Source organism: Actinoalloteichus sp. AHMU CJ021 (assembly GCF_002895405.1).
In the GTDB taxonomy this organism is placed as follows: domain Bacteria; phylum Actinomycetota; class Actinomycetes; order Mycobacteriales; family Pseudonocardiaceae; genus Actinoalloteichus_B; species Actinoalloteichus_B caeruleus.
The window spans coordinates 120,573-145,355 of record NZ_CP025990.1 but is presented as its reverse complement, the minus strand read 5'-3'; the positions used below and the strand labels follow the sequence as shown (position 1 = coordinate 145,355).

Below are 24,783 nucleotides of genomic sequence, written 5' to 3'. Positions count from 1 at the left end.
GCCGTGACCGCCGCCGACACCCGAGAACCCGCGCCACCGACCGCACCCGACCCGACCCTGGTCCGCGACTTCGTCGACACCGAGATCCGCCCCAGGGTGGAACGGTACGACGAGGACGAACGGGTACCCGACGACCTGCTGCGCCGCGTCACCGAACTCGGCCTGTGGGCCCCGTTCCTCCCCGAGGAGCACGGCGGCACCGGCACCAGCACGGCCACCCTCGCCCGGATCCACGAGGAGATCGGCCGGGGCTGCTCCTCCCTGCGCAGCCTGCTCACCGTGCACGGCATGGTCAGCTGGTCGGTGTGGCGCTGGGGCGACCAGGGCCAGCGGGACCGCCTGCTGCCCGGACTCGCCGCCGGCCGGCCGCTCGCCGCCTTCTGCCTCACCGAACCGGAGGGGGGCAGCGACACCTCCGTCGCCGCCACCCGCGCCGAACCCGACGGCGACGGCTGGGTCCTCACCGGGCACAAGAAGTGGATCACCGGCGGGCAACTGGCCGGCCTCCTCCTCGTCTTCGCCGGCACCGGGGAGGCGATGACCGCGTTCCTCGTCCCCGCCGACGCCCCCGGCATCACCGTCACGCCCCTCTCGGGCGTCCTCGGCACCCGCGCCAGCATGCTCGCCGAGATCCGCTTCGACGACGTCCGGCTCGGCCCCGACGCCGTGCTCGGCCCACCCGGCTGGGCCGCCGCCACCGTGATGACCTCCGCCCTGGACCTCGGCCGGCTCAGCGTCGCCAGCGGCAGCGTCGGCATCATCTCGGCCGCCCTCGAAGCCTGCGCCGACCTCACCGCCACCCGCCCCTCCGGGGACGGCGTCCTGGCCGACCGCCAGCTCGTCCGCCGCATGCTCAGCGACATGATCACCAACCGGCGGGCCGCCCGCCTGCTGTGCGCCGAGGCCGGGCGGCTCAGGGACACCGACGACCCCGGCGTCATCACCGCCACCTGGGTCGCCAAGTACTTCGCCGCCACCGCCGCCGCCCGCGCCGCCAGCGACGCCGTCCAGATCCACGGAGCCCTCGGCTGCGGACCGCGCTCCCCGGTCGCCCGGCTCTACCGCGACGCCAAGGTCATGGAGATCATCGAGGGCTCCACCGAACTCCAGCAGACCGCCATCGCCGACCACGCCCACCGGGAGGTAGCACCGTGACCAGCACCCCGACCGCCGGCGAGGCCACGACCACCGCACCGACCTCCCGCCCCGGGCGGATCAAGTGCGTCGTGTGGGACCTGGACGACACCGTCTGGGAGGGCGTCCTGCTCGAGGACGAGCAGGTCACCGTCCGCCCCGAGGTCGTCGCCGAACTCCGCCGCCTCGACCAGCTCGGCGTCCTGCACTCCATCGCCAGCCGCAACGACCCCGACCTGGCCATGGACCGACTACGAGCAGAAGGGCTGGACCACTACTTCCTCCACCCGAAGATCACCTGGAACCCCAAGTCCTCCTCCATCGAACGCATCGCCGCTGACCTCAACATCGGCCTGGACGCCATCGCCTTCGTCGACGACCAACCCTTCGAACGCGAGGAGGTCCGCTTCGCGCTGCCCGAGGTGACCACCGTGGACGCCGCCGACATCACCGAGGTGCTGCGCCGCGACGAGTTCCACCCCCGTTTCGTCACCGACGAGTCCCGGCACCGCCGCGCCATGTACCAGAGCGCCGCCGTCCGCGACCAGGCCGAACAGGACCACCAGGGCACCAGCGAGGAGTTCCTGGCCACCCTCGACCTCCGCTTCACCATCTCCCGCGCCGAGGAGGCCGACCTCCAACGCGCCGAGGAACTCACCGTCCGCACCAACCAGCTGAACTCCACCGGCCGCACCTACTCCTACGAGGAACTCGACCGGCTCCGCCGCTCCGAGGACCACCTGCTGCTCGTCGCCGCGCTGACCGACCGCTACGGCGACTACGGCAAGATCGGCCTGGCCCTCGTCGAACGCGGCGACGAGGTCTGGCACCTCCGCATGATGCTGATGTCCTGCCGCGTGATGGCACGTGGCGTGGGAACCGTGCTGCTCAACCACGTCATGCGACTGGCGGGGGAGGACGGCGCCAGGCTGCGGGCGGATTTCGTGGAGACGGGCCGCAACCGCATGATGTACGTGACCTACGCCTTCGCCGGGTTCCGCGAACTCACCCGCGACGGCGACTCCGTGGTGTTCGAGTCCGACCTCGAGGTGGTGCAACCCATGCCCGGGTACCTGACGGTGGAGACACGATGACCGGTTCCCGCTGGTTGCCGTTCGGGGTTCCGGACCGCGCCGCGCCCCGGCTGTTCTGCTTCCCGCACGCCGGCGCCGGCGCCGCCGCCTTCGCCGAGTGGCGTCGACTGGCGCCCCCCGAGGTCCAGGTGTGCCCGCTCCAGCCTCCCGGCCGGGCCGAACGCATGGCCGAGACCGCGCACCACGACCTCGACGCGCTGCTGGACGACCTGCTCGACGACATCGGCGACGAGTTCACCGGCCGCTACGCGCTCTACGGGCACAGCATGGGCGCGCTGGTCGTGTTCGAACTGACCCGACGGCTCCGCGCCAGGGGAGCGACCCCACCGGCGCACCTGGTGGTGTCCGGTCGCACCGCCCCGCAGCGCCGCAACCCCCGGCGGGTCCTGCACACCTTGAGCACGGCGGAGTTGGTCCCCGAACTGCGGCGCATCGGCGGCACACCCGAGGAGGTCCTCACCGAACCCGCCCTGCTGGAACTGTTCCTCCCCACGCTGCGCGCGGACTTCGCCGTCAACGAGAACTACCGGTACGCCGAGCAGGCACCGTTGGACGTGCCGTTGACGGTGTTCGGTGGCGACGACGACCCCCGGGCCACCGAGGAGGAGCTGGGGGAGTGGACCGCGCAGGCCGGCGCCGGATGCACCGTCCGGGTCCTGCCCGGTGACCACTTCTTCCTGGTCCCGCACGCCAAGGAACTGGTGACCACCGCGACCGGGGAGCTCCTGGGCTGACCCGGGTCGTGCCCGGACCGGGGCGCGGCCCGCCCCGGTCCGCGTACCCCAGCCGGACGCGGGCTCCCGACCCCGTCACCCGCGTCAGGGTGCCGGTGCTCGGGTTCCTCCGTCTGGCTGGAACGGCTGCGCCCATCGGCGTGCCCGCCCCGGTCGGCCAGGACCCTCGCTCCCAGCGGCTCCGAAACATCGCCAGCCGCCCGCCGGGGGACTGGAGCGCGAACCGGACTGGCCGTGGTCACGGCCAGTCCGGGGCAGGTCCGGTGCTTCTGGTCCCGCCGGAGACCGTGGGTGTCACCAGCGGGTTCGCGAGGAGGAAGGTGTCCGGCACCACGGGCGGGCCGATGAGCAGGAGCCGACCACCCGGATGCTCGCCGCGCGGCCGGCTACACCTTCCTGATCGTCTTCAGCGGCATACCGGTCCCCGTCACCGCCACCAGCGCTCCCGCCCTCCCGGCGGCCATCCTCGCCCCGGTGCCCCCAGGCCGTCGGGATCGGCGCGAGCGGGCGGTCGTCGATCTCGCGGCGTGGGAGAAGCCGAGTGCGGGTGGGATGTCGTGTGCTGGTGGCGCCCAAGGTCGGGGCGGGGGGCACCCGACCGAGCCGGGACACCGCACATGGTCCACAACGGACACGCCCTCGTCCTGGTCTCACCGGGCTATCGACATACTTTGACTTCCTACTATATGGTGTCCACGGAGCTCGTGAGGTGGGAGGAACCGGGGCGACCCGGAACGTCCCCACCCCCGTGACCGGCAACGACGCCACGTCGCGGACCACCGGCCCCGCCCGAGGGCGGAAGCTGGCGACGCTGGCAGGCGCCGGACCACCGGTCACCGGACTGTCGTCGCTCGTCCACGAGGAGGGAGAGCACCGCATGAGGAGCCCTCGTCGACCAGCCCGCCGCAGCACCCCACCGCCGGCCCGCCGGTAGCCCGGCCCCGCAACCCCACCCAGTCCCCGGTGGCGGGAGCCAGGCCCCACGCCCCGTCACCCCTTCGTGATCCAGCGCCAGGAAGAAGAGGTGACCCGCGTGACCGCAGAACTGCGCCACTTCCGGTCCGGAGAAACCGTCCCAGGCACCTCCGGTCGCTTCGCCGACGTCCACGACCCCAGCACCGGCGCCGTCCGGGCCCGCGTCCCCCTGGCCAGCGCCGACGAGGTCCACGCCACCGTCGCCGACGCGGCAGCCGCGCAACGGGAATGGGCCCGCTGGAACCCGCAGCGCCGCGCCCGCGTCCTGATGCGCTTCCTCGAACTCGTCCGCGCCGAACAGGACGACCTCGCCCGCCTGCTCTCCACCGAACACGGCAAGACCCTCGCCGACTCCCACGGCGACATCCAACGAGGCCTCGAGGTCGTCGAGTTCGCCGTCGGCATCCCCCACCTGCTCAAGGGCGAGTACACCGAGAGCGCCGGGACCGGCATCGACGTCTACTCCATGCGCCAACCACTCGGCGTCGTCGCCGGCATCACCCCGTTCAACTTCCCGGCCATGATCCCGCTGTGGAAGGCCGCCCCCGCCATCGCCTGCGGCAACGCCTTCGTGCTCAAGCCCTCCGAACGCGACCCGTCCGTGCCCCTGCGCCTGGCCGAACTCCTCATCGAGGCCGGGCTCCCGCCGGGCGTGTTCAACGTCGTCAACGGAGACAAGGAAGCGGTCGACGCCCTGCTCACCCACCCCACCATCCAGGCCGTCGGCTTCGTCGGATCCTCCGCCATCGCCGAGTACGTCTACGCCACCGCCGCCGCCCACGGAAAACGCGCCCAGTGCTTCGGCGGCGCCAAGAACCACCTCGTGGTCATGCCCGACGCCGACCTCGACCAGGCCGTCGACGCGCTCGTCGGCGCCGGCTACGGCTCGGCGGGGGAACGCTGCATGGCGGTCTCCGTCGCCGTCCCCGTCGGCCAGGCCACCGCCGACGCCCTCGTCGAACGCCTCGCCGACCGGGTCCGCGCCCTCCGCGTCGGCCCCGCACTCGACGACACCGCCGACTTCGGACCCCTCATCACCGCCGAGGCCGTCACCCGGGTCCGCGACTACGTCGACCTCGGGGTCAGCGAAGGCGCCACCCTCGTCGTCGACGGCCGGGACGTCACCGTCCCCGACCACGAGAACGGCTTCTACCTCGGCGGCTGCCTCTTCGACCACGTGCGCCCCGAGATGCGCATCCACCAGGAGGAGATCTTCGGACCCGTCCTCTCCGTCGTCCGCGCCACCGACTACGAGGACGCCCTCCGGCTCCCCAGCGAACACCAGTACGGCAACGGCGTCGCCATCTTCACCCGCGACGGCGACACCGCCCGCGACTTCACCTCCCGCGTCAACACCGGCATGGTCGGCGTCAACGTCCCCATCCCGGTGCCCATCGCCTACCACACCTTCGGCGGCTGGAAGCGCTCCGGATTCGGCGACCTCAACCAACACGGCCCCGACTCCATCCGCTTCTACACCCGCACCAAGACCGTCACCTCCCGCTGGCCCTCCGGAGCCAAGGAAGGCGCCTCCTTCGTCATCCCCACCATGCACTGAGGACCGACGATGCCACTCACCGACGAACAACGCGCGCTCCGCGAGACGGTCGCCGACTTCGCCACCGAACACCTCGAACCCCACGCCGTCCACTGGGACCAGACCAAGCACTTCCCCGTCGACGTGCTCCGCACCGCGGCCCAACTCGGCCTCGGCGGGGTCTGCGTCCGGGAGGACGTCGGCGGCTCCGACCTCACCCGCACCGACGCCGTCCTCATCTTCGAGGCACTGGCCACCGGCTGCCCCTCCATCGCCGGCTACGTCTCCATCCACAACATGGTCGCCCGCATGATCGACCAGTACGGGACCGACCAGCAGCGGCACCGCCACCTGCCCGCCCTCTGCCGCATGGACACCCTCGGCAGCTACTGCCTCACCGAACCAGACGCCGGCTCCGACGCCGCCGCGCTCACCACCCGCGCCCGCCGCGACGGCGACCACTGGGTGCTCGACGGCGTCAAGCAGTTCATCTCCGGCGCCGGCACCTCCGGTGTCTACGTCGTCCTCGCCAGAACCGGCGGCCCCGGCGCCGCCGGGATCTCCGCGTTCCTCCTCGAACCCGACACCCCCGGCCTGTCCTTCGGACCCAACGAGGTCAAGATGGGGTGGAACGCCCAACCCACCCGGCAGGTCATCCTCGACGGCGCCCGAGTGCCCGCCGACGCCCTGCTCGGCGGCGAGGGCGGCGGGTTCCGCATCGCCATGTCCGCCCTCGACGGCGGCCGGCTCAACATCGCCGCCTGCTCCCTCGGCGGGGCAGAAGCCGCCCTCACCAAAGCGGTCCGCCACCTCACCGAACGCTCCGCGTTCGGTGGCCGCCTCGCCGACGCCCAGGCACTCCAGTTCCGCCTGGCCGACATGCGCACCGAACTCGAAGCCGCCCGCACCCTGCTGTGGCGGGCCGCCGACGCCCTCGACCACGGCGAACCCGACGCCACCCCGCTGTGCGCGATGGCCAAGCGCTTCTGCACCGACGCCGGGTTCGACATCGCCAACCAGGCCCTCCAACTCCACGGCGGCTACGGCTACCTCACCGAGTACGGCATGGAGAAACTCGTGCGGGACCTGCGGGTTCACCAGATCCTGGAGGGCACCAACGAGATCATGCGGGTCATCGTCTCCCGCTGGATGCTGCGGGAGGCCGCCTGATGACCGACGTGCTCCGTACCGTGCGAGGCCACCTCGGCCGACTCACCCTCAACCGGCCGAAGGCCCTCAACGCGCTCACCCACGACATGGTCCGCGCCCTCCACGCCGCGCTCGACGACTGGGAGCACGACGACACCGTGCGCACCGTGCTCGTCGACGGAGCCGGGGACCGGGGGCTGTGCGCCGGCGGCGACATCCGCTCCATCCACGACGACGCCCGTGCCGGCGGCACCGCCTCCCTCGACTTCTGGGCCGACGAGTACCGGCTCAACGCCCGCATCGCCCGCTACCCCAAGCCCTACGTCGCCCTGATGGACGGCGTCGTCATGGGCGGCGGCGTCGGCATCTCCGCCCACGGCCGCCACCGCGTCGTCACCGAACGCTCCCGCATCGCCATGCCCGAGGTCGGCATCGGCTTCATCCCCGACGTCGGCGGCACCTACCTGCTCTCCCGCGCCCCCGGACAACTCGGCACCCACCTCGCCCTCACCGGGGCACCCGTCAGCGCGGCCGACGCCCTCCACTGCGGACTCGCCGACCACCACGTCCCCAGCGACCGCCTCGACGACCTCACCGAAGCCCTCACCCAGGCACCCGCCGCCGAGGCCATCCAGGCGCACGCCACCCCGGCACCGGCCAGCGCACTCGCCACCGACGCCGGCTGGATCGACCACTGCTACACCGCCGGCACCGTCACAGACATCCTCCGGCGGCTCCGCGACCACGGCGGCCCCGCCGCCGAGGCCGCCGCCACCCTCGACACCAAGTCACCCACGGCCCTCGCCGTCACCCTGCGGGCACTCCGGTCGGCCGCCACCCTGCCCGACCTGGAGGCCGTCCTCCGCCAGGAGTACCGGACCTCCCGGGCCGCCCTGCGCTCCGCCGACCTCGTCGAGGGCGTGCGCGCCCAGATCATCGACAAGGACCGCTCCCCGCGCTGGTCACCGGCCACCCTCGCCGAGGTCGACGAGGCCACCGTGGCCGCCTACTTCACCGCAGACGACTCCGACGAAGCCAGGCTGGAAGGAGTGTGGTCCCGATGAGCGTCGCGTTCCTCGGACTCGGAAACATGGGCGGCCCGATGGCCGTCAACCTCGCCAGGGCCGGACAGCGGGTCGTCGGCTACGACCCCGTGCCCATGGCACGGGACCGCGTCTTCGCCGCCGGTGTGACCACCGTGGAGGAACCCGGGGCCGCCGTCGCCGACGCCGACGTCGTCATCACCATGCTGCCGGGCGGCGGCCACGTCCTGGACTGCTACCAGGAGGTGCTGCCCCTCGCCGCCCCCGGAGCGCTGTTCCTCGACTGCTCCACCATCGACGTCGCCGACGCCCGTGCCGCCGCCGAACTCGCCCTCGTCGCCGGCCACCCCGCCGTCGACGCCCCCGTCTCCGGGGGAGTCGTCGGGGCGGAGGCCGCCACCCTCACCTTCATGGTCGGCGGGGAGGACACCGCGTTCACCGCCGCCGAGCCCTACCTCCGGCTGATGGGGGCCAGGGCCATCCACTGCGGAGCATCCGGCGCCGGCCAGGCCGCGAAGGTCTGCAACAACCTCATCCTCGGCGCCTCCATGATCGCAGTCAGCGAGGCCTTCGCCCTCGGAGAGAAACTGGGCCTGACCAACCAGGCCCTCTTCGACGTCGCCTCCACCGCCTCCGGCCAGTGCTGGGCGCTCACCACCAACTGCCCCGTCCCCGGACCGGTGCCCAAGAGCCCGGCCAACCGCGACTACGCGGGCGGCTTCGCCAGCGGCCTGATGCTCAAGGACCTCGGCCTCGCCATGGCCGCCGCCGAACAGACCGGCACCACCACCGCCCTCGGACGGCGGGCCGCCGAACTCTACGCGGCCTTCGTGGCCCAGGACGGGCCGGCGCGGGACTTCTCCGCCATCATCACCGCCATCCGCGACGGATCCCTCGACCCAGGCACGCCCGCCACCGCCGAGCCCGTCGTCGACGACACCCGCAACCAGGACGGAACCCCGTGAACGACCTCCACACCATCACCCTGGAACGGCCAGCCGACCGCGTCGCCCTCATCACCCTGAACCGCCCGAAGGCCAAGAACGCGCTCAACCTCCAGACCATGCGGGAGATCACCGACCTCACCGCCAGGCTGGACGCCGACCCCGACGTCGGCGCGATCATCATCACCGGTTCGGACACCGTCTTCGCCGCCGGCGCCGACATCAAGGAGATGCGCGACCTCACCTTCAGCGAGGTCCACGCCCAGGACTGGCTCGCAGGCTGGACCGCCCTCGCCGACGTCCGCACCCCCCTGATCGCCGCCGTCGCCGGCTACGCCCTCGGCGGCGGCTGCGAACTCGCCATGATGTGCGACCTGCTCATCGCCGCCGACAACGCCAAGTTCGGCCAACCCGAGATCACCCTCGGCGTCATCCCCGGCATGGGCGGCTCCCAACGCCTGACCCGGGCCGTGGGGAAGGCCAAAGCGATGGACCTGTGCCTCACCGGCCGCATGATGGACGCCGAGGAGGCCGACCGCTCCGGACTGGTGTCCCGGGTGGTCCCCACCGCGACCCTGCGGGAAGAGGCGCTCACCGCCGCCACCCGCATCGCAGGCTTCTCCGCCCCGGCGGTCGCGATGGCCAAGGAGGTCGTCAACCAGGCCTTCGAGACCGGCCTCGCCGAGGGCCTGCTCTTCGAACGCCGCGTCTTCCACTCCACCTTCGCCACCGAGGACCAGAAGGAGGGCATGGCCGCCTTCAGCGAGAAGCGCGCCCCCCAGTTCCGCCACCGCTGAGGGAGGGAAGGCCGCCGCCCGTCAGGCGCGGAGGGCTGTCCACCGCCCGTGCCCTTGAGGCATCGCGGGCGAACGCGGGAACCTGGGTGAGGTGTCGCTAGGCTTGTTCGGGAGGGAGCGAACACCGACCCCGCCTCCGGGGAACTGGCCGCCGGCCGCCGTGCCGATCCCCAGTGAGGTTCCCGAGGTGGAGATGCCAGAAAAAGTGAATGAAAACCGGGCCGGGTCGCGGTAAACCCGCAGGTCAAGAAGTGTCCTCCCCGCGCACGCGGGGCTGTTCCGCGGAGGAGGCAGGACGCGCGGATCACGGCGGCGTCCTCCCCGCGCACGCGGGGCTGTTCCGTCGTGGCGACGTCCACGAGGACGGACCGGTCGGTCCTCCCCGCGCACGCGGGGCTGTTCCCCTCAAGCAGGAGGCGTTGGCGCAGTGGCAGGGCGTCCTCCCCGCGCACGCGGGGCTGTTCCGCTGGATCAAGGCAGCGGCCATCTGGCGCCGCAGTCCTCCCCGCGCACGCGGGGCTGTTCCGCGATCCGAACCGCCCGGGAGGGCGCCGGCATAGTCCTCCCCGCGCACGCGGGGCTGTTCCCAGTTCCGCCGAGTGGACCGTACTGGGTTTGTTGGAGGCCCTGCACCCCAGGAAGGATGAGGAGCATGGGTTCCGCGAAGAAATACCCCCAGGAGTTGCGGCGACGCGCGGTGGAGATGGTCCGTGAACTGGAGGGGCAGTGGGGACCCGGACGTGGAGCCATCGCCCGGGTAGCCGACCAACTCGGAGTGCACCCCGAGGCCTTGCGGTACTGGGTCCGCAGCGGTGAACCCAGCACCCACACCGGCTCGGCGGACTCCACGAATACCGGGGAGTCGGACCGGGACCGGATCGCACGGCTGGAACGGGAAAACGCCGAACTCCGCCGATCCAACGAAATCCTCAAGGCTGCCTCGGCTTTTTTCGCCCGGGAGATGGACCCCCGCCCACCGAGCTGACCGAGTTCGTCGACCACCACCGGGACCGGTTCCCCGTGGAAGTATCCTGCCGCACAGTAGGGCTGAGCGTGTCCACCTACTACGCGATTCGCAACCGACGGACGAACCCCTCCGCCCGGCACCGCCGCGACCGGGAACTCGTTGCGGTGATCCGCCGGATTTGGGAGGACTCGCACCGGCTCTACGGGGCACGCAAGGTCTGGGCGGCACTGCACCGCCAAGGCGTGACCGTGGGCCGCTGCACCGTGGAACGGCTGATGCGGTCCGAGGCCATGACCGGGCTGGTCACCCGGTCCCGCCGGCCGCGGTCGATGCTGCCCGGGCAGGTCGAGGGCCAGCCCGGTGACCTGGTCGAGCGGGTGTTCCGGGCACCGAGGCCGAACCGGTTGTGGGTCACGGATCTGACCTACGTTCGGCTCGGGGAGAGTCGGTTCGTGTATTCGGCGTTGGTCGTGGACGCGTTCTCGCGGGCGATTGTGGGGTGGCAGGTGTCGGATACCGCTGATACGTCGCTGGCGTTGGATGCGTTGGATATGGCGCTGTGGGCGCGGAGGAGTCGTCTGTCTCCTGGTTTGGTGGCTCATTCCGACCGGGGGGTGCAGTACACGGCGTTGCGTTACAGTCAGCGGTTGAGCCGGTCGGGGATCGCGCGGTCGGTTGGGCGTCGGGGTGATTCCTACGATAATGCGCTGGCGGAGTCGGTCAACGCGTTGTACAAGAAGGAGCTGATTTACCGGAAAGGCCCGTGGAAGGGGGTTGCGGACGTCCGCGCTGCTACTGCGGAGTGGATTCACTGGTACAATCACCACAGGCTGCATAGTTGGTGTGGGAATAGGCCACCGTTGGAGTACGAGGAACGACACTGGCGACAGGCCACAGCGGTCTGAACGCACACGAGCGTGGGAGGCACGGCCTCCAACACCACCGGGGCGGTCCAGAGTTCCGGCCAGTACCGGTCTAGTCCTCCCCGCGCACGCGGGGCTGTTCCCGACTCGTCGTCCCGGATTTCCATGCGGGACAACGTCCTCCCCGCGCACGCGGGGCTGTTCCCGACTCGTCGTCCCGGATTTCCATGCGGGACAACGTCCTCCCCGCGCACGCGGGGCTGTTCCCGACTCGTCGTCCCGGATTTCCATGCGGGACAACGTCCTCCCCGCGCACGCGGGGCTGTTCCCGACTCGTCGTCCCGGATTTCCATGCGGGACAACGTCCTCCCCGCGCACGCGGGGCTGTTCCTCCATCACGATCGCTGCGGGGGATCAGCGGCACGTCCTCCCCGCGCACGCGGGGCTGTTCCTGCTAGCCCCTTCACCGCTTCTCCCTCCGCGTCGTCCTCCCCGCGCACGCGGGGCTATTCCGGACGGATCGCGCGATGAGCGGGAGGCCATCTAGTCCTCCCCGCGCATGCGGGGCTGTTCCGCACACGCCGGTGAAGACCACGGTCGGGACAGTGTCCTCCCCGTGCACGCGGGGCTGTTCCGGTCCTCGCGCTGGACATATCGTTGGGGACGCTGCCCTCCCCCGCCCAGGAGCTTGCCCGTTCGGGCTCTTCCATAACCTGGACCCTCGGTGGGTCGAGTGTCGGATGTGGAGCTGACGGGCAACGCAGGGCGCACAGACCGGCCAGCTGGTCCACGGACGCGGGACGCGGCTGCTCGTCACCGAGGTGCGGCCCGCCCCCACACGGACCGCTGCCGAACTGCGGCGATCGATCACTCGCTGCTGTGAGGTCCCGGAGTTGGCTAGCCCCGAAGTGGGAAGCCGGGAAAGCGCCTGCGGGGTAACTGGCCGTCTCGGAACGGTTGTCGCGGCAATTCTCCGTCGGGGGCTCCCGTCGTTGTTGGCTCACTGGCCAATCTCCGCAGTCCTCGTTTCCTGTCGGTGCTCGGTGCCAGGAAACCGCTCGGGTCATGGGGTTCCGGGCGGTTACCCGGAACCTAAATTTCCCAGTCGTGCGCTGGTGATTTTCCATCAAGACAGGGGGTGTCCGTCGTTGCTGGCCAAGGTGTCACCCGGCCTGGATCTCAGGGTGTCGAGTGGTCGATATTCGGCCGAACGGGTGAGGTTCCTGGTTTTCCGGAACGACGTCACGGGTTTTCGGTATTAGTTCAGTGCTGACCTGACTGGAGGGTGTGGTTGTCCCCGATCGAAGTAGCCTGGACGGCTGTCTGGGCGAAGTCTGAGCGTGACCCAAGCGGTGAACTCACGCATTGGCTTCCCTTGCACCAGCACCTCGCCGATTCCGCTGGGGTGGCTCGGCTGCTCGTTCGTGAGTGGTTGTCACCGGCTGTAGTGGACCGGCTCGCCGCCGAGTTCCCTGGTGGCCGTGAGGACGTCGAGACCCTCACCGTGTGGCTCGCCTCCGTCCACGACCTCCTGAAGTGCAGCCCGGCCTTCGCCTGCCAGGTTCCCGAGCTGGCGAACCACATGGCGAGTCGGGGTCTGACCGTACGGCGTGGCATCAAGGCGGACCCCGAGCGGCCGAGAGCCAACCACGCCGTCGCCGGCCAGCGGGTGGTGCGGGAGTGGCTTGAGGAGGAGCTCGGCTTCGACTTCCTGGGCGGGGCGCACGAACTGGCCTCGGTCGTCGGGAGCCACCACGGCCTCCCGCCGGACGACACGGCGCTGCACCGCCTGGACGGGCTGGAATACCTCCTCGGTGATCGCCGGTGGCAGGAGGTGCGCGCCCACATCCTCGGGTGGTCGCTGGACCACCTGGGTGGGCCGCAAGCACTGGTCCGCTTCCGTGGTGTCCGGTTCAGCCGGCCCGCGCTCGCCCTGCTGACCGCCCTGGTCATCGTCGCCGACTGGATCGCCTCCAACTCCGAACTCTTCCCGCTCTACCCCGTCGGTGCGCTTGACCGGGCGCCGGGTCCTGATGACACGGTGACGGAACGCCGGGTGGCGGAGGCGTGGTCGAAGCTGAACCTGTCGCCCCGGTGGCGGGCCGTTCCGTTCGACGGGGATGTCGCGGGGCTCCTGCGGTGCCGGTTCGAGCGTGACCGCCCCCGCGACGTCCAGATCGCCGCCGTCCGCGCGGCGGTGGAGCAACCCGAGCCAGGGCTCCTCATCATCGAGGCACCGATGGGTTCGGGGAAGACCGAGGCCGCGCTGCTGGTGGCGGAGGTGATGGCGCACCGGGCCGGCGCCGACGGCGTCATCGTGGCGCTGCCGACCCAGGCGACCACCGACGCGATGTTCGGCCGGGTCCACACCTGGTTGCACAGGCTCGACGGCATTCCGGACAGGGCGTCGGTGAGCCTGGCCCACGGCAAGGCACACCTGAACGACACCTACTCCGGGCTCGTCCGACGCGGCCGGTTCGCCTCGATGGGGGACGACGTGGAGCGGCGCGGATCGTCCCGGCGCTCGCAGGACGACTGCGAGGACCCTGTGGTCGCGCACTGGTGGCTGAGCGGGCGCAAGAAGTCCGGGCTCGCGCCGTTCGTCGTCGGCACCATCGACCAGCTGCTCTTCGCCGCCCTCAAAAGCCGGCACGTCATGCTGCGGCACCTCGCCCTCGCGGGCAAGGTCGTCGTCGTCGACGAGGTGCACGCCTACGACGTGTACATGTCCCAGTACCTCCACCGCGTCCTCGAATGGTTGGGGGCGTACCGGGTCCCGGTCGTGCTGCTCTCCGCCACGCTGCCCGACCACCGCCGCGCGGAACTGCTCCACGCCTACGACACCGGTCGAGGTGGCGACGCCTCCTGCGTTCCCGCCGGGCACCCCGGCTACCCCGTGGTGTCGGTGAGCGGTGGTCCACCTCCGACGGTGCTGCCGCTACCCCCGGAGCGGACCCGGGTCGCCCTCGACAGGCTGGACGACGGCCAGGACACCCTCGTCACCTACCTGCGCGCGAAACTGGCCGACGGTGGCTGCGCGGTCGTCGTGCACAACACCGTCGGTCGAGTGCAGGAGACGGCCCGGCGGCTCAGCGAGGAGTTCGGCGAGGACGCCGTCACCATCGCGCACTCCCGGTTCCTGGCCTGCGACCGGGCGGAGATCGACCGGGGGCTCCTGCGGCGCTTCGGACCACCCGAGTCCGCCCCCGACCGCCCACCGCTGCACATCGTGGTCGCCTCCCAGGTCGTCGAGCAGTCGCTGGACGTCGATTTCGACCTGATGGTCACCGACCTGGCGCCAGTGGACCTGTTGCTCCAGCGGATGGGACGCCTCCACCGCCACACCCGGTCCCGCCCGACGGCGGTGAGCAGCCCCCGTTGTGCCATCGTGGGAGTGGAGGACTGGGCGGCCGAGCCAGCGCGGTCACACCCGGGCTCGCGGCGCGTGTACGGGGAACACCTGTTGCTGCGGGCCGCCGCCCTCGTGATCGACCGTGACGAGATCGCCCTACCGCACGACATCGCGCCGCTGGTGCAGGCCGGGTACGGCGACACCACCCTTGGCCCCAACTCCTGGCAACCGGCGATGACCGCCGCCGCCCAGGCCGCCGAGGAGACGGCCAGCCGGCGCGCCAAGGACGCGGAGACCTACCGGCTGGGCGCGCCGTCCGAGACCGGTGCCCTCACCGGCTGGCTGAAGGCCGGAGTCGGTGATGCCTCGGAGGACACCGCACGCGGAGCCGCGCAGGTCCGGGACGGTGCCGCCTCGCTCGAAGTCCTCGTCGTCGAACGGGACGCTGGCGGCGGGCTGCGCACCCTGCCCTGGGTCCCGGGAGGGGGGAAACAGCTGCCGTTGGACTCGAAGGTCCCGTGGGACCAGGCCCGGGTCGTCGCGGCGTGTTCCCTGCGGCTGCCGCTCGCCCTCAGCACCCCTGACGTGATCGACGAGGTCATCGACGAACTGGAGGACAACTGGTTCGCCAGCTTCCAGGCCAATCCCCTGCTGAGCGGGCAACTCGTCCTGACGCTCGATGCCGAACGACGAACCCGACTGCACGACCACATCCTCACCTACGACCGGCGACGAGGACTGATGCATGAGCCTGCCTGACCCCTACGACCTCGTGGAGCGGCCGTGGCTGCTCGTGCGTGACCTCGACGGCGAGGTGACGGAGAAGTCCCTGCTCGACACCCTCACCCAGTCCGAGACTCTCGCTGGCCTGGTCGGGGACATCCCGACCCAGCAGTTCGCCCACCTCCGCCTCCTGCTCGCGGTGTGCCACCGGGCCTTCGGCCGGGGCCTGGACGACGACGGCTGGAAGCGGTTGTGGGACGAGGGCGTCCCGCAGGACCAGATCAAGGACTACCTGGAGCAGCACCGTTCCCGCTTCGACCTCTTCCACCCCGCGGAACCGTTCATGCAGGTGGCGACACTCCGCACCGCCAAGGACGAGGTGTTCGAGCTCAACAGGATCGTCGCCGACGTCCCCAACGGGCACCCCTTCTTCAGTACGCGGCTCGAGCGGGACCTCACGCTCTCCCCGGCGGAGGCCGCGCGCTGGTTGGTCCACTGCCACGCCTTCGACCCGTCCGGCATCAAGTCCGGCGCCGTCGGCGACAGCCGGGTCAAGAACGGTAAGGGCTACCCGATCGGCACCGGGTGGAGCGGACGCCTCGGGGGAGTGGCCCCGGAGGGGGACACCCTCTGGCGCACCCTGCTGCTCAACCTGGTGCTCCCCACCCGGGAGAACGACCTGCCCGCCTGGGAGCAGGGCCAGCGCGGTCCACTCGGGAAGGAACGGGAGCCCACCGGCCCGGTCGACCTCTACACGTGGCAGAGCCGGCGCATCCGCCTGGTCGGAACCGGGGACCGCGTGACTGGCGTCCTCGTCTGCAACGGTGATCCACTCGGGCCGCAGAACCAGCACAAGCACGAGACGCACACGTCGTGGCGGCGCAGCGAAACCCAGGAGAAGAAACTCAAGTCCAGCACTCCGGTGTACATGCCCTTGGAGCACAGCCCGGAACGGGTGATCTGGCGCGGGCTGACCGCGATGCTGCCGCAGACGGTCACCAGCAACCAGCGGTCGGAGGCCTCCGACCGGCTGTCCCCCGGCGTGCTCGACCAGATCGCCAGACTGACGAGTGACCGACGGCTGCCCCGCGATTACCCGCTTCGCCTGCACACCATCGGCATGACCTACGGCAGCCAGAGCTCCACGACGGCCGAGATCGTCGACGACGCCATCTCGCTGCACGCGGCACTGCTCGACCGAGAACTGGCCCACCTGAAGGAGGTCGTGCTGGGCTGCGTCCGCGACGCGGAGAAGGCCGCCTACGCCGTGGGCGATCTCGCGCTGAACCTCGCGAAGGCCTGCGGTTCCCGCGAAGAGCCCAACGTGAACGGTCGCCTGGGGCCGAAGGATACCGCCCTCGAACTCGCCTACGCCGCGCTGGACCCCGCCTTCCGCCGCTGGCTCGCCGCTCGTCTCCCCGAGGATGACCCGATCGACGTCAAGGAGCAGTGGCACGTCGCGGCCCGAGCGGAGATGCGGGCGGTGGGCAGCCGCCTCATCGCCGAGGCACCCCCCACGGGGTGGACCGGACGGCTCGTCAAGGACAAGTGGTTGACCATCCCGGTCGCCGAACGCTGGTTCACCTTCGCGTTGAACCGAGCACTGCCCATGGCATCCCCAGCGCAACCGCCCGAGAAGGACGAAGAATGACAGGAAACCACAGTGAGCACCCTCCACTTCGGAAGTGGGTGAACGAGCAGACGGGCCGACTCCAACAGGAGTACGTCAAGGACAGGTCACACGCGGTCGCCGGTCTGGCGAGGCTGCGCCGTGCCGTGGACACGCCGCCAGGCGTGATGCCCGACATCCTGGACCTCACCTACGCCCCCTTCATGACGCAGGGCTGGCACAGCGACCAACCCAGCGCGCAGGAAACCGCCGCCCACCACGCGATGACGCTCTTCGCGGTGCACCAGCAATCGCTGCGCAAGCACGCGTGCGTACCCGGTTGGGGGGTCGGCCGGGCGGCACGGGCCCTGCACCCCCAGGCGGAGATCTCGCCCACCGACCCGGCGGCCCGCAGGTTCGCGACGCTGGTCACCAGCACCGACCTCGACGAACTCCTCGTCCACCTGCGGGGCCTGGTGAAGCTACTGCGAGGGGCGGAGATCCCCCTCGACTACGGCCTGCTCGCCGACCAGCTCGTCCGCTGGCACCGCTTCGAGGACGCCCCTGAACGCATCCGCCGCGTCTGGGGCCGCGAGTTCCACCGGGTGCCCAACACCGAATCCGACACCACTCCGCCGAGCGACAACGAGAAGACAGAGGACGCTTCGTGAGCCGCACCATCATCGACCTGCACGTCATCCAGACCGTTCCGCCGAGCAACATCAACCGCGACGACACCGGAAGCCCGAAGACCGCCATGTACGGGGGTGTCCGGCGCGCCCGGGTGTCCAGCCAGGCGTGGAAGCGCGCCACCCGGGACGCCTTCGAGTCCCTGCTCGACAAGGAGAACCTGGGGGTTCGCACCAAGCGGATCGTCGAACTGGTCGCAGAGACCATCGGCGAACGCTCCCCCGAGCACGCCGACCGCGCCCAGGAACTCGCCAAGTCCGTGCTGGAAGCTGCCGGCTTCAAACTGAAGGCACCACGGAAGGCCCCGGAAGGCACCCCGGACGAGGCCGATTTCCTGGTCTTCCTCTCCCGCGCGCAGATCATCAACCTCGCCGACCTCGCGGTGGAGTCGGCACGGGAGGCGGGCGACGGCAAGACCAAGATCGACAAGTCCGAGGCCAAGGCCCGCGCCGACCGGTCCCACTCCGTGGATGTCGCCCTGTTCGGCAGGATGGTCGCGAACCTCCCCGATCTCAACGTCGAGGCCGCCACCCAGGTCGCGCACGCGCTCAGTGTCCACGGGGTCACCAACGAGTACGACTACTACACCGCCGTCGACGACCACAAGAAGGCGGACGAAGAGGAGGACGCGGGGGCCGGCATGATCGGCACCATCGAGTTCAACTCCTCCACGCTGTACCGGTACGCCACGATCGACGTGGACCAGCTCCAGGAGAACCTGGGCGACGTCGAGGCCACCCGCCGGGCGGTCGAGGCGTTCGTCCGTGCCTTCGTCTCCAGCATGCCCACCGGCAAGCAGAACACCTTCGCCAACCGCACCCTTCCCGACGCCGTGCTCGTCGTCGCCCGCGAGACGCAGCCCATCAACCTCGTCGGTGCTTTCGAGGAGGCGGTGACCGCCCGGGAGCAGGGCGGGCGGATCAGCGGCTCGATCCGTCGCATCGCCACCCACGCCACCGACATCCACGCGGCCTTCGACGAGACACCCCTGCGGGCGTGGAGCTTCGGCGTCGGTGAGCGCGTCGAGCCGTTGGCCGAGATCGGTGAGCGGGTCAGCCTCGACGTCGCCGTGAAGGGGGCCGGGCAGCTGGTCGCCGAGCGGCTCGCACCGTGACCGCCCTCGTCCTGCGGTTCGCCGCACCGCTCCAGTCCTGGGGGACCAGCAGCCGGTTCACCCGTCGCAACACCGACCTCGCACCCAGCCGCAGCGGGGTCATCGGACTGCTGGCCTCCGCCTGCGGGGTCCGCCGCGCCGACGACCTCGGAGCGTTCACCCACCTCAGGGTGGGGGTCAGGGTCGATCAGGAAGGCCAACTGGAACGCGACTTCCAGACTGCCCGCAGCCTCGACGGATCACAGGTGATGCCGCTGTCCACCCGCTTCTACCTGGCCGACGCGGTGTTCTGCGTCGCCGTGGAGGGTGACGCGGAACTGCTGGACAGGGTGCGTGCCGCGCTGCGCAGGCCGGCCGCACCCCTGTTCCTGGGCCGCCGCTCCTGCCCGCCCGCCGGCCGCCTCGTGGAGGCCGTCATCGACGGCGACATCAGGACGGCGCTGGCCACCGTCCCGTGGCTCGCCTCCCCGGCCGTCCGCAGGAAGCGCGCCAGCGACCGGGAGGTGACGGTGGACGTCGTCCTCGACTGCCCACCCGACACACCCGGGAGCGACGTCGTGCGGGATGTCCCGATCAGCTTCGACCCCCGGCACCGCCAGTACTCCTGGCGCAGCGTCCACCGGGACACGGTCACCATCCCGAACCCCGACCACAGTCCACCACCGGACGAACACCCACACGACCCCATGGAACTGCTCGGGAGCCCGTCCTGATGCACCTCACCCGTTTCGAGTTGAACCCTGCACGGCGGGCCACGCGTCACCTGTTGGCATCACCGCACCGCCTGCACGGTGCCGTGATGAAAGCCTTCCCCGCCGCGCACCGCGAGCCGACCGAGGACGGCAGGGTCCTCTGGCGTCTCGACCAGACCCCGAAACAGACCCTGCTGTACATCGTCAGCCCGCACCGGCCCGACCTCACCCACCTGGTGGAGGAGACCGGGTGGCCCGCCACCAGCACCTGGGACACCCGTCCCTACGGCCCACTTCTCGACCAGCTCGCCGCAGGCCAGGAATGGGCCTTCCGTCTCACCGCGAACCCGACCCGGAGCGTTCGCAGGACGTCGGATGTGGACACGAAACGCTACGGGCACCTCACCGTGACGCAGCAGACCGATTGGTTGTTGGGACGAGTCGAACGACTGGGTTTCAGCATCCCGCCAGCCGTGGAGAACGAGCCCGACGTGACGGTGCGGGGCCGGGACCGTCGCAGGTTCGCCCGCCAGGGAACCACGGTCACCCTCACCCTCGCCACCTACGAGGGCAGGTTGCGGGTCGCCGACCCCGCCCTGTTCCGCCGGACGCTGACGCATGGTATCGGCTCCGCCAAGGGCTATGGGTGCGGCCTGCTCACCCTGGCCCGGGTCAGGCCGACGTGACGGAGATCCCCGGGGCGAGGCCGGTCCCCATCTCGCACCTGGTGCGAGCCGCGGACCGGCTCACCTTCGTCTACCTCGAACACTGCGTCGTCCACCGCGACGCCAACGCCATCACCTCCCGAGACGAGCGCGGGACCTTCCACATCCCAGCGGCGACCCTGAGCGTCCTGATGCTCGGTCCCGGCACCACGATCAGCCACCACGCGGTGAACCTGCTCGCCGAGAGCGGGTCGACCGTGGTGTGGGTGGGGGAACACGGCGTCCGCTACTACGCGCACGGCCGGATGCTGACCGACTCCTCCCGGCTTCTCGAACGGCAGGCGGCGCTGGTCAGCAACCGCACGTCACGGCTGTCGGTCGCGCGGCGGATGTACGGGATGAGGTTCCCCGGCGAGGACGTCAGTGCCTCGACCATGCAGCAGTTGCGAGGACGGGAGGGGGCACGGGTCCGTCGCCTGTACCGCGAGTACGCGGCCCGCACCGGCATCGACTGGGACGGGAGGGAGTACGACCCACTCGACTTCGCGGGTGGTAGTCCGATCAACCAGGCGCTCTCCGCCGCGCACACCAGCCTCTACGGGGTTGTCCACGCCGTCATCGTGTCGCTGGGACTGGCTCCTGGGCTCGGTTTCGTCCACACCGGGAACCGGCGATCGTTCGTCTACGACATCGCCGACCTGTACAAGGCGCAGGTGACCATCCCCGTCGCCTTCGAGGTGGCGGCCACCGACCCCGACGACATCGGCGCGGTGACCCGGCGAGCGGTGCGTGACCGCATGAAGGACGGGCAGTTCCTCCGGACCTGCGTCCGGGACATCGTCACCCTGCTGCGCGACCCGGCGGACGGGCAGCTCGGGGATGCCACGGACCTCCAGCTCCCCGACGTGGTCATGTTGTGGAACGAGGACGGACCGGACGTGCCGGCCGGCGTCTCCTACGGGCAGGACGACGAGTACGACGACGGCGTCAACCAGGACGGGGAAGCGTCGTGACCGTGGTCGTGGTGACAGCCTGCCCGGTAGGGCTGCGCGGCCACCTCACTCGCTGGTTGCTGGAGATCTCCCCGGGTGTCTTCGTCGGCGGCATCACGGCTCGGGTGCGTGCTCTGTTGTGGGGACGCGTCCAGGAGATGGTCAAGACCGGGCGAGCGATCATGGTCTACAACGCGGACACCGAGCAGGGGTTGGCCTTCGAGGTGCACGGCCACGAGTGGACACCGGTGGATCACGAGGGGGTCCAACTCATGCTGAGGCCCGCGCAGCGGAAGCGCTCGGCGCCGAAGCAGCGCGCCGGCTGGAGCACCGCCAGCAAGAGGAGACGGTACGGCCGTGGCCAAAAAAGTGAATGAAAATCGTCGGTAGTGCTCCTAACGCCACAGGTCAGGAAGTGTCTTCCCCGCGCACGCGGGGCTGTTCCCCGATGCAGGGCACCCCGATTGACCTTGACGGCGTCTTCCCCGCGCACGCGGGGCTGTTCCCACCGGGACGATCCGGGTCATGGGCAAGGGCCGGTCTTCCCCGCGCACGCGGGGCTGTTCCGTCATCAGCGGAAACCTCCACGGCGGCGAAGTCGTCTTCCCCGCGCACGCGGGGCTGTTCCCAGCCAGCCGGTGTCGGGCGGCCAGATGTCCACGTCTTCCCCGCGCACGAGGGGCTGTTCCGGCGAGCGCGCTCTGGACCGTACTGGGTTTGTTGGAGGCCCTGCACCCCAGGAAGGATGAGGAGCATGGGTTCCGCGAAGAAATACCCCCAGGAGTTGCGGCGACGCGCGGTGGAGATGGTCCGTGAACTGGAGGGGCAGTGGGGACCCGGACGTGGAGCCATCGCCCGGGTAGCCGACCAACTCGGAGTGCACCCCGAGGCCCTGCGGTACTGGGTCCGCAGCGGTGAACCCAGCACCCACACCGGCTCGGCGGACTCCACGAATACCGGGGAGTCGGACCGGGACCGGATCGCACGGCTGGAACGGGAAAACGCCGAACTCCGCCGATCCAACGAAATCCTCAAGGCTGCCTCGGCTTTTTTCGCCCGGGAGATGGACCCCCGCCCACCGAGCTGACCGAGTTCGTCGACCACCACCGGGACCGGTTCCCCGTGGAAGTATCCTGCCGCACAGTAGGGCTGAGCGTGTCCACCTACTACGCGATTCGCAACCGACGGACGAACCCCTCCGCCCGGCACCGCCGCGACCGGGAACTCGTTGCGGTGATCCGCCGGATTTGGGAGGACTCGCACCGGCTCTACGGGGCACGCAAGGTCTGGGCGGCACTGCACCGCCAAGGCGTGACCGTGGGCCGCTGCACCGTGGAACGGCTGATGCGGTCCGAGGCCATGACCGGGCTGGTCACCCGGTCCCGCCGGCCGCGGTCGATGCTGCCCGGGCAGGTCGAGGGCCAGCCCGGTGACCTGGTCGAGCGGGTGTTCCGGGCACCGAGGCCGAACCGGTTGTGGGTCACGGATCTGACCTACGTTCGGCTCGGGGAGAGTCGGTTCGTGTATTCGGCGTTGGTCGTGGACGCGTTCTCGCGGGCGATTGTGGGGTGGCAGGTGTCGGATACCGCTGATACGTCGCTGGCGTTGGATGCGTTGGATATGGCGCTGTGGGCGCGGAGGAGTCGTCTGTCTCCTGGTTTGGTGGCTCATTCCGACCGGGGGGTGCAGTACACGGCGTTGCGTTACAGTCAGCGGTTGAGCCGGTCGGGGATCGCGCGGTCGGTTGGGCGTCGGGGTGATTCCTACGATAATGCGCTGGCGGAGTCGGTCAACGCGTTGTACAAGAAGGAGCTGATTTACCGGAAAGGCCCGTGGAAGGGGGTTGCGGACGTCCGCGCTGCTACTGCGGAGTGGATTCACTGGTACAATCACCACAGGCTGCATAGTTGGTGTGGGAATAGGCCACCGTTGGAGTACGAGGAACGACACTGGCGACAGGCCACAGCGGTCTGAACGCACACGAGCGTGGGAGGCACGGCCTCCAACACCACCGGGGCGGTCCACTCACCGTGCACCCCCGGTCAGCGTCTTCCCCGCGCACGAGGGGCTGTTACCCACCGCACCAACTCCGCCCCGTTCGTTGTTCCCGGTCCTGGGGGGTCCTCGTTGGGTGGGTTTGGTGCCCGGGGGCGCTGTCGCCGGTGGTGGCCAGCGGTGGTGCTATTCACGCTCGCGTGGGCGCTGGCGGGAGCGGCCTGTCCTGACGTCTGCCGTTCCGGGTGTCACGAGGACTGGGTAGCGACATGCCCGGCTCTGCTCTTGAAAAACAAGTGTGGAGTTGTACGGTGCCAGCATGCGGACGTACGGGGACGCGTGCGGGATCACCCGGGCGCTGGATGCGGTGGGGGAGCGGTGGGCGCTCCCGGTCGTGCGGGAGCTGGTGTTCGGGCCACGGCGGTACTCGGACCTCGCCGCCGCGCTGCCCGGCGTGAGCACGAACATCCTGGGCACCCGGCTGCGGGAGCTTGCCGAGGTCGGCGTGGTGGTCCGGCGGCGTCTCCCGCCGCCCACGCCGGTCGCGGTCTACGAACTCACTGCCTGGGGGCGGGCGCTCGAGCCGGTGCTGATCGCCCTCGGGCGGTGGGCCGCGCACACTCCGGTGGACCTCGCCGCCCAGGTCCTCAGCCCCTCCTCCTTCGCGTTGGCGCTGCGCACCACCTTCGATGCCTCCCTGGCCGCCGGACGCACGGTCGCGGTGCGGCTGGAGATGGGTGAGGACGTGTTCGACGCGCGGATCGAGGAGGGCGCGTTCCACATCGCCCGGGCCGCTCCCGACTCGCGACCGCCCGCCGTACGCGTGGCGGCCCCTCCTGCCGTCCTGTCAGACCTGACGTTCGGCTCCCTGTCAGTTGAGGCCGCCGAGCGCCGCCAGCTCGCCGTGGTCAGCGGTCCGCACGCGGACGTCGAGTCCCTGTTGTCCTGTTTCGTTCTCCCCGATCCACCCCCTGAGGAAGGACATTCGTGAGCAAGGTCGTCGTGGACATCTCCATGTCGTTGGACGGTTTCGTCACCGGCCCGAACGCCGGTCCGGACCAGGGCCTGGGGGAGGGCGGTGAGCCGATCCACCGCTGGGTCATGCCGGAGGAACCCTCGCCGGAGGACTCCGCGCTGTTGGATGCCGCGTTCAGGGCGACCGGGGCCGTCGTGATGGGTCGGCGGACGTTCGACGTGATCGACGGTGCCGCCGGTTGGAAGGACGACCTCGGCTACGGCTACAAGCAGGACCAGTCCCAGGCGCCCCCGAACTTCGTGGTGACCCACGAGCCCCCGGCGGACCCCCGGCACCAGACCGGTTTCACCTTCGTGACCGAGGGCGTGGCAGCGGCCGTCGCGGCCGCCCGGGAGGTCGCCGGCGACCGGGAGACCGTGATCATGGGTGGCGGGGACGTCTGCGGTCAGGCGCTCGCGCTCAACCTCGTCGACGAGCTCCGCATCCACCTGTCCCCGGTGTTGATGGGCTCGGGCACGCCACTCTTCGCCCACATCGACCAGCGCGTCCTGCTGTCGCAGGCGACGGTCGCGGTGACGCCGAACGCCACCCACCTGACCTACCAGCTGCCTCGGGACGAGCGCGAGGCCTGACCCGCCGGCCAAGCGCCCGCCTCCTTCGGGAGCCCACCGTGCCACCACCGGGTAGCACGGTGACGCGCCGGGGCGGGGGGTCGGCCCCGCCCCGGCGCGGTAGGCC

General features: G+C 70.5%; 22 protein-coding genes and 2 CRISPR repeat arrays. All 22 genes read left to right on the top strand.

Going from position 1 to position 24,783, the window contains the following annotated elements; translation table 11 throughout:
- Positions 1–3 precede the first annotated feature (3 nt).
- The 22 genes from C1701_RS00655 (at position 4) to C1701_RS00550 (ending at position 24,677) form a co-directional block, all read left to right on the top strand.
- The gene (locus C1701_RS00655) at positions 4–1,155 is read left to right on the top strand and encodes an acyl-CoA dehydrogenase family protein (protein WP_103055308.1); all 1,152 of its coding nucleotides are present in this window, start codon (positions 4–6) and stop codon (positions 1,153–1,155) included.
- A complete protein-coding gene (locus C1701_RS00650) occupies positions 1,152–2,228 on the top strand; it encodes an HAD-IIIC family phosphatase (protein ID WP_026420151.1) in 1,077 nt (358 codons plus the stop codon). The genes C1701_RS00655 and C1701_RS00650 overlap by 4 nt, the downstream gene beginning before the upstream one ends.
- Entirely contained in the window at positions 2,225–2,962 is a 738-nt protein-coding gene (locus tag C1701_RS00645) for a thioesterase II family protein (RefSeq protein ID WP_103055307.1), read from the top strand. Before C1701_RS00650 ends, C1701_RS00645 begins: the two co-directional genes overlap by 4 nt.
- Positions 2,963–3,995: 1,033 nt before the next feature.
- On the top strand, positions 3,996–5,495 hold the full coding sequence (locus C1701_RS00640; protein WP_026420153.1) for a CoA-acylating methylmalonate-semialdehyde dehydrogenase: 1,500 nt from the start codon (positions 3,996–3,998) through the stop codon (positions 5,493–5,495).
- A 9-nt stretch (positions 5,496–5,504) separates the two neighbouring features.
- Entirely contained in the window at positions 5,505–6,644 is a 1,140-nt protein-coding gene (locus C1701_RS00635; RefSeq protein WP_030225973.1) for an acyl-CoA dehydrogenase family protein, read from the top strand.
- Positions 6,644–7,687, top strand: a complete 1,044-nt coding sequence (locus C1701_RS00630; RefSeq protein WP_103055306.1) for an enoyl-CoA hydratase/isomerase family protein — start codon at positions 6,644–6,646, stop codon at positions 7,685–7,687. The genes C1701_RS00635 and C1701_RS00630 overlap by 1 nt, the downstream gene beginning before the upstream one ends.
- Positions 7,684–8,631: a 3-hydroxyisobutyrate dehydrogenase gene (gene mmsB / locus C1701_RS00625; protein WP_103055305.1), complete on the top strand. Its 948-nt coding sequence runs from the start codon at positions 7,684–7,686 to the stop codon at positions 8,629–8,631. The genes C1701_RS00630 and mmsB overlap by 4 nt, the downstream gene beginning before the upstream one ends.
- Positions 8,628–9,407: an enoyl-CoA hydratase gene (locus tag C1701_RS00620; protein ID WP_026420156.1), complete on the top strand. Its 780-nt coding sequence runs from the start codon at positions 8,628–8,630 to the stop codon at positions 9,405–9,407. The genes mmsB and C1701_RS00620 overlap by 4 nt, the downstream gene beginning before the upstream one ends.
- 253 nt (positions 9,408–9,660) lie before the next feature.
- Positions 9,661–9,994: a CRISPR direct-repeat array (repeat unit 28 nt; unit sequence GTCCTCCCCGCGCACGCGGGGCTGTTCC).
- 65 nt (positions 9,995–10,059) lie between these two features.
- A complete protein-coding gene (locus C1701_RS00615; RefSeq protein WP_030106222.1) occupies positions 10,060–10,392 on the top strand; it encodes a transposase in 333 nt (110 codons plus the stop codon).
- 35 nt (positions 10,393–10,427) lie between these two features.
- A complete protein-coding gene (locus C1701_RS00610) occupies positions 10,428–11,279 on the top strand; it encodes an IS3 family transposase (RefSeq protein WP_081715524.1) in 852 nt (283 codons plus the stop codon).
- A 1,243-nt stretch (positions 11,280–12,522) separates the two neighbouring features.
- A complete protein-coding gene (gene cas3, locus C1701_RS00605; protein WP_337662039.1) occupies positions 12,523–15,348 on the top strand; it encodes a CRISPR-associated helicase Cas3' in 2,826 nt (941 codons plus the stop codon).
- Positions 15,335–16,963: a type I-E CRISPR-associated protein Cse1/CasA gene (gene casA / locus C1701_RS00600; RefSeq protein WP_103055303.1), complete on the top strand. Its 1,629-nt coding sequence runs from the start codon at positions 15,335–15,337 to the stop codon at positions 16,961–16,963. The genes cas3 and casA overlap by 14 nt, the downstream gene beginning before the upstream one ends.
- 38 nt (positions 16,964–17,001) lie before the next feature.
- The gene (gene casB / locus C1701_RS00595; protein ID WP_337662038.1) at positions 17,002–17,592 is read left to right on the top strand and encodes a type I-E CRISPR-associated protein Cse2/CasB; all 591 of its coding nucleotides are present in this window, start codon (positions 17,002–17,004) and stop codon (positions 17,590–17,592) included.
- Positions 17,589–18,725, top strand: a complete 1,137-nt coding sequence (gene cas7e, locus C1701_RS00590; protein ID WP_103055301.1) for a type I-E CRISPR-associated protein Cas7/Cse4/CasC — start codon at positions 17,589–17,591, stop codon at positions 18,723–18,725. The genes casB and cas7e overlap by 4 nt, the downstream gene beginning before the upstream one ends.
- A complete protein-coding gene (gene cas5e / locus C1701_RS00585; protein ID WP_016699971.1) occupies positions 18,722–19,438 on the top strand; it encodes a type I-E CRISPR-associated protein Cas5/CasD in 717 nt (238 codons plus the stop codon). Before cas7e ends, cas5e begins: the two co-directional genes overlap by 4 nt.
- On the top strand, positions 19,438–20,103 hold the full coding sequence (cas6e, locus tag C1701_RS00580) for a type I-E CRISPR-associated protein Cas6/Cse3/CasE (protein ID WP_103055300.1): 666 nt from the start codon (positions 19,438–19,440) through the stop codon (positions 20,101–20,103). Before cas5e ends, cas6e begins: the two co-directional genes overlap by 1 nt.
- 41 nt (positions 20,104–20,144) lie before the next feature.
- Complete coding sequence (gene cas1e / locus C1701_RS00575) at positions 20,145–21,095, top strand: type I-E CRISPR-associated endonuclease Cas1e (protein ID WP_337662037.1); 951 nt, start codon at positions 20,145–20,147, stop codon at positions 21,093–21,095.
- Complete coding sequence (gene cas2e / locus C1701_RS00570) at positions 21,092–21,451, top strand: type I-E CRISPR-associated endoribonuclease Cas2e (RefSeq protein WP_016699968.1); 360 nt, start codon at positions 21,092–21,094, stop codon at positions 21,449–21,451. The genes cas1e and cas2e overlap by 4 nt, the downstream gene beginning before the upstream one ends.
- 40 nt (positions 21,452–21,491) lie before the next feature.
- Positions 21,492–21,763: a CRISPR direct-repeat array (repeat unit 28 nt; unit sequence GTCTTCCCCGCGCACGCGGGGCTGTTCC).
- A gap of 65 nt (positions 21,764–21,828) precedes the next feature.
- Positions 21,829–22,161 (top strand): transposase, encoded by a 333-nt coding sequence (locus C1701_RS00565; protein ID WP_030106222.1) that lies wholly within the window; start codon positions 21,829–21,831, stop codon positions 22,159–22,161.
- Between the two features lie 35 nt (positions 22,162–22,196).
- The gene (locus C1701_RS00560; protein WP_081715524.1) at positions 22,197–23,048 is read left to right on the top strand and encodes an IS3 family transposase; all 852 of its coding nucleotides are present in this window, start codon (positions 22,197–22,199) and stop codon (positions 23,046–23,048) included.
- Between the two features lie 340 nt (positions 23,049–23,388).
- A complete protein-coding gene (locus C1701_RS00555; protein WP_016699035.1) occupies positions 23,389–24,060 on the top strand; it encodes a winged helix-turn-helix transcriptional regulator in 672 nt (223 codons plus the stop codon).
- On the top strand, positions 24,057–24,677 hold the full coding sequence (locus C1701_RS00550) for a dihydrofolate reductase family protein (RefSeq protein WP_016699034.1): 621 nt from the start codon (positions 24,057–24,059) through the stop codon (positions 24,675–24,677). The genes C1701_RS00555 and C1701_RS00550 overlap by 4 nt, the downstream gene beginning before the upstream one ends.
- Positions 24,678–24,783: the final 106 nt, after the last annotated feature.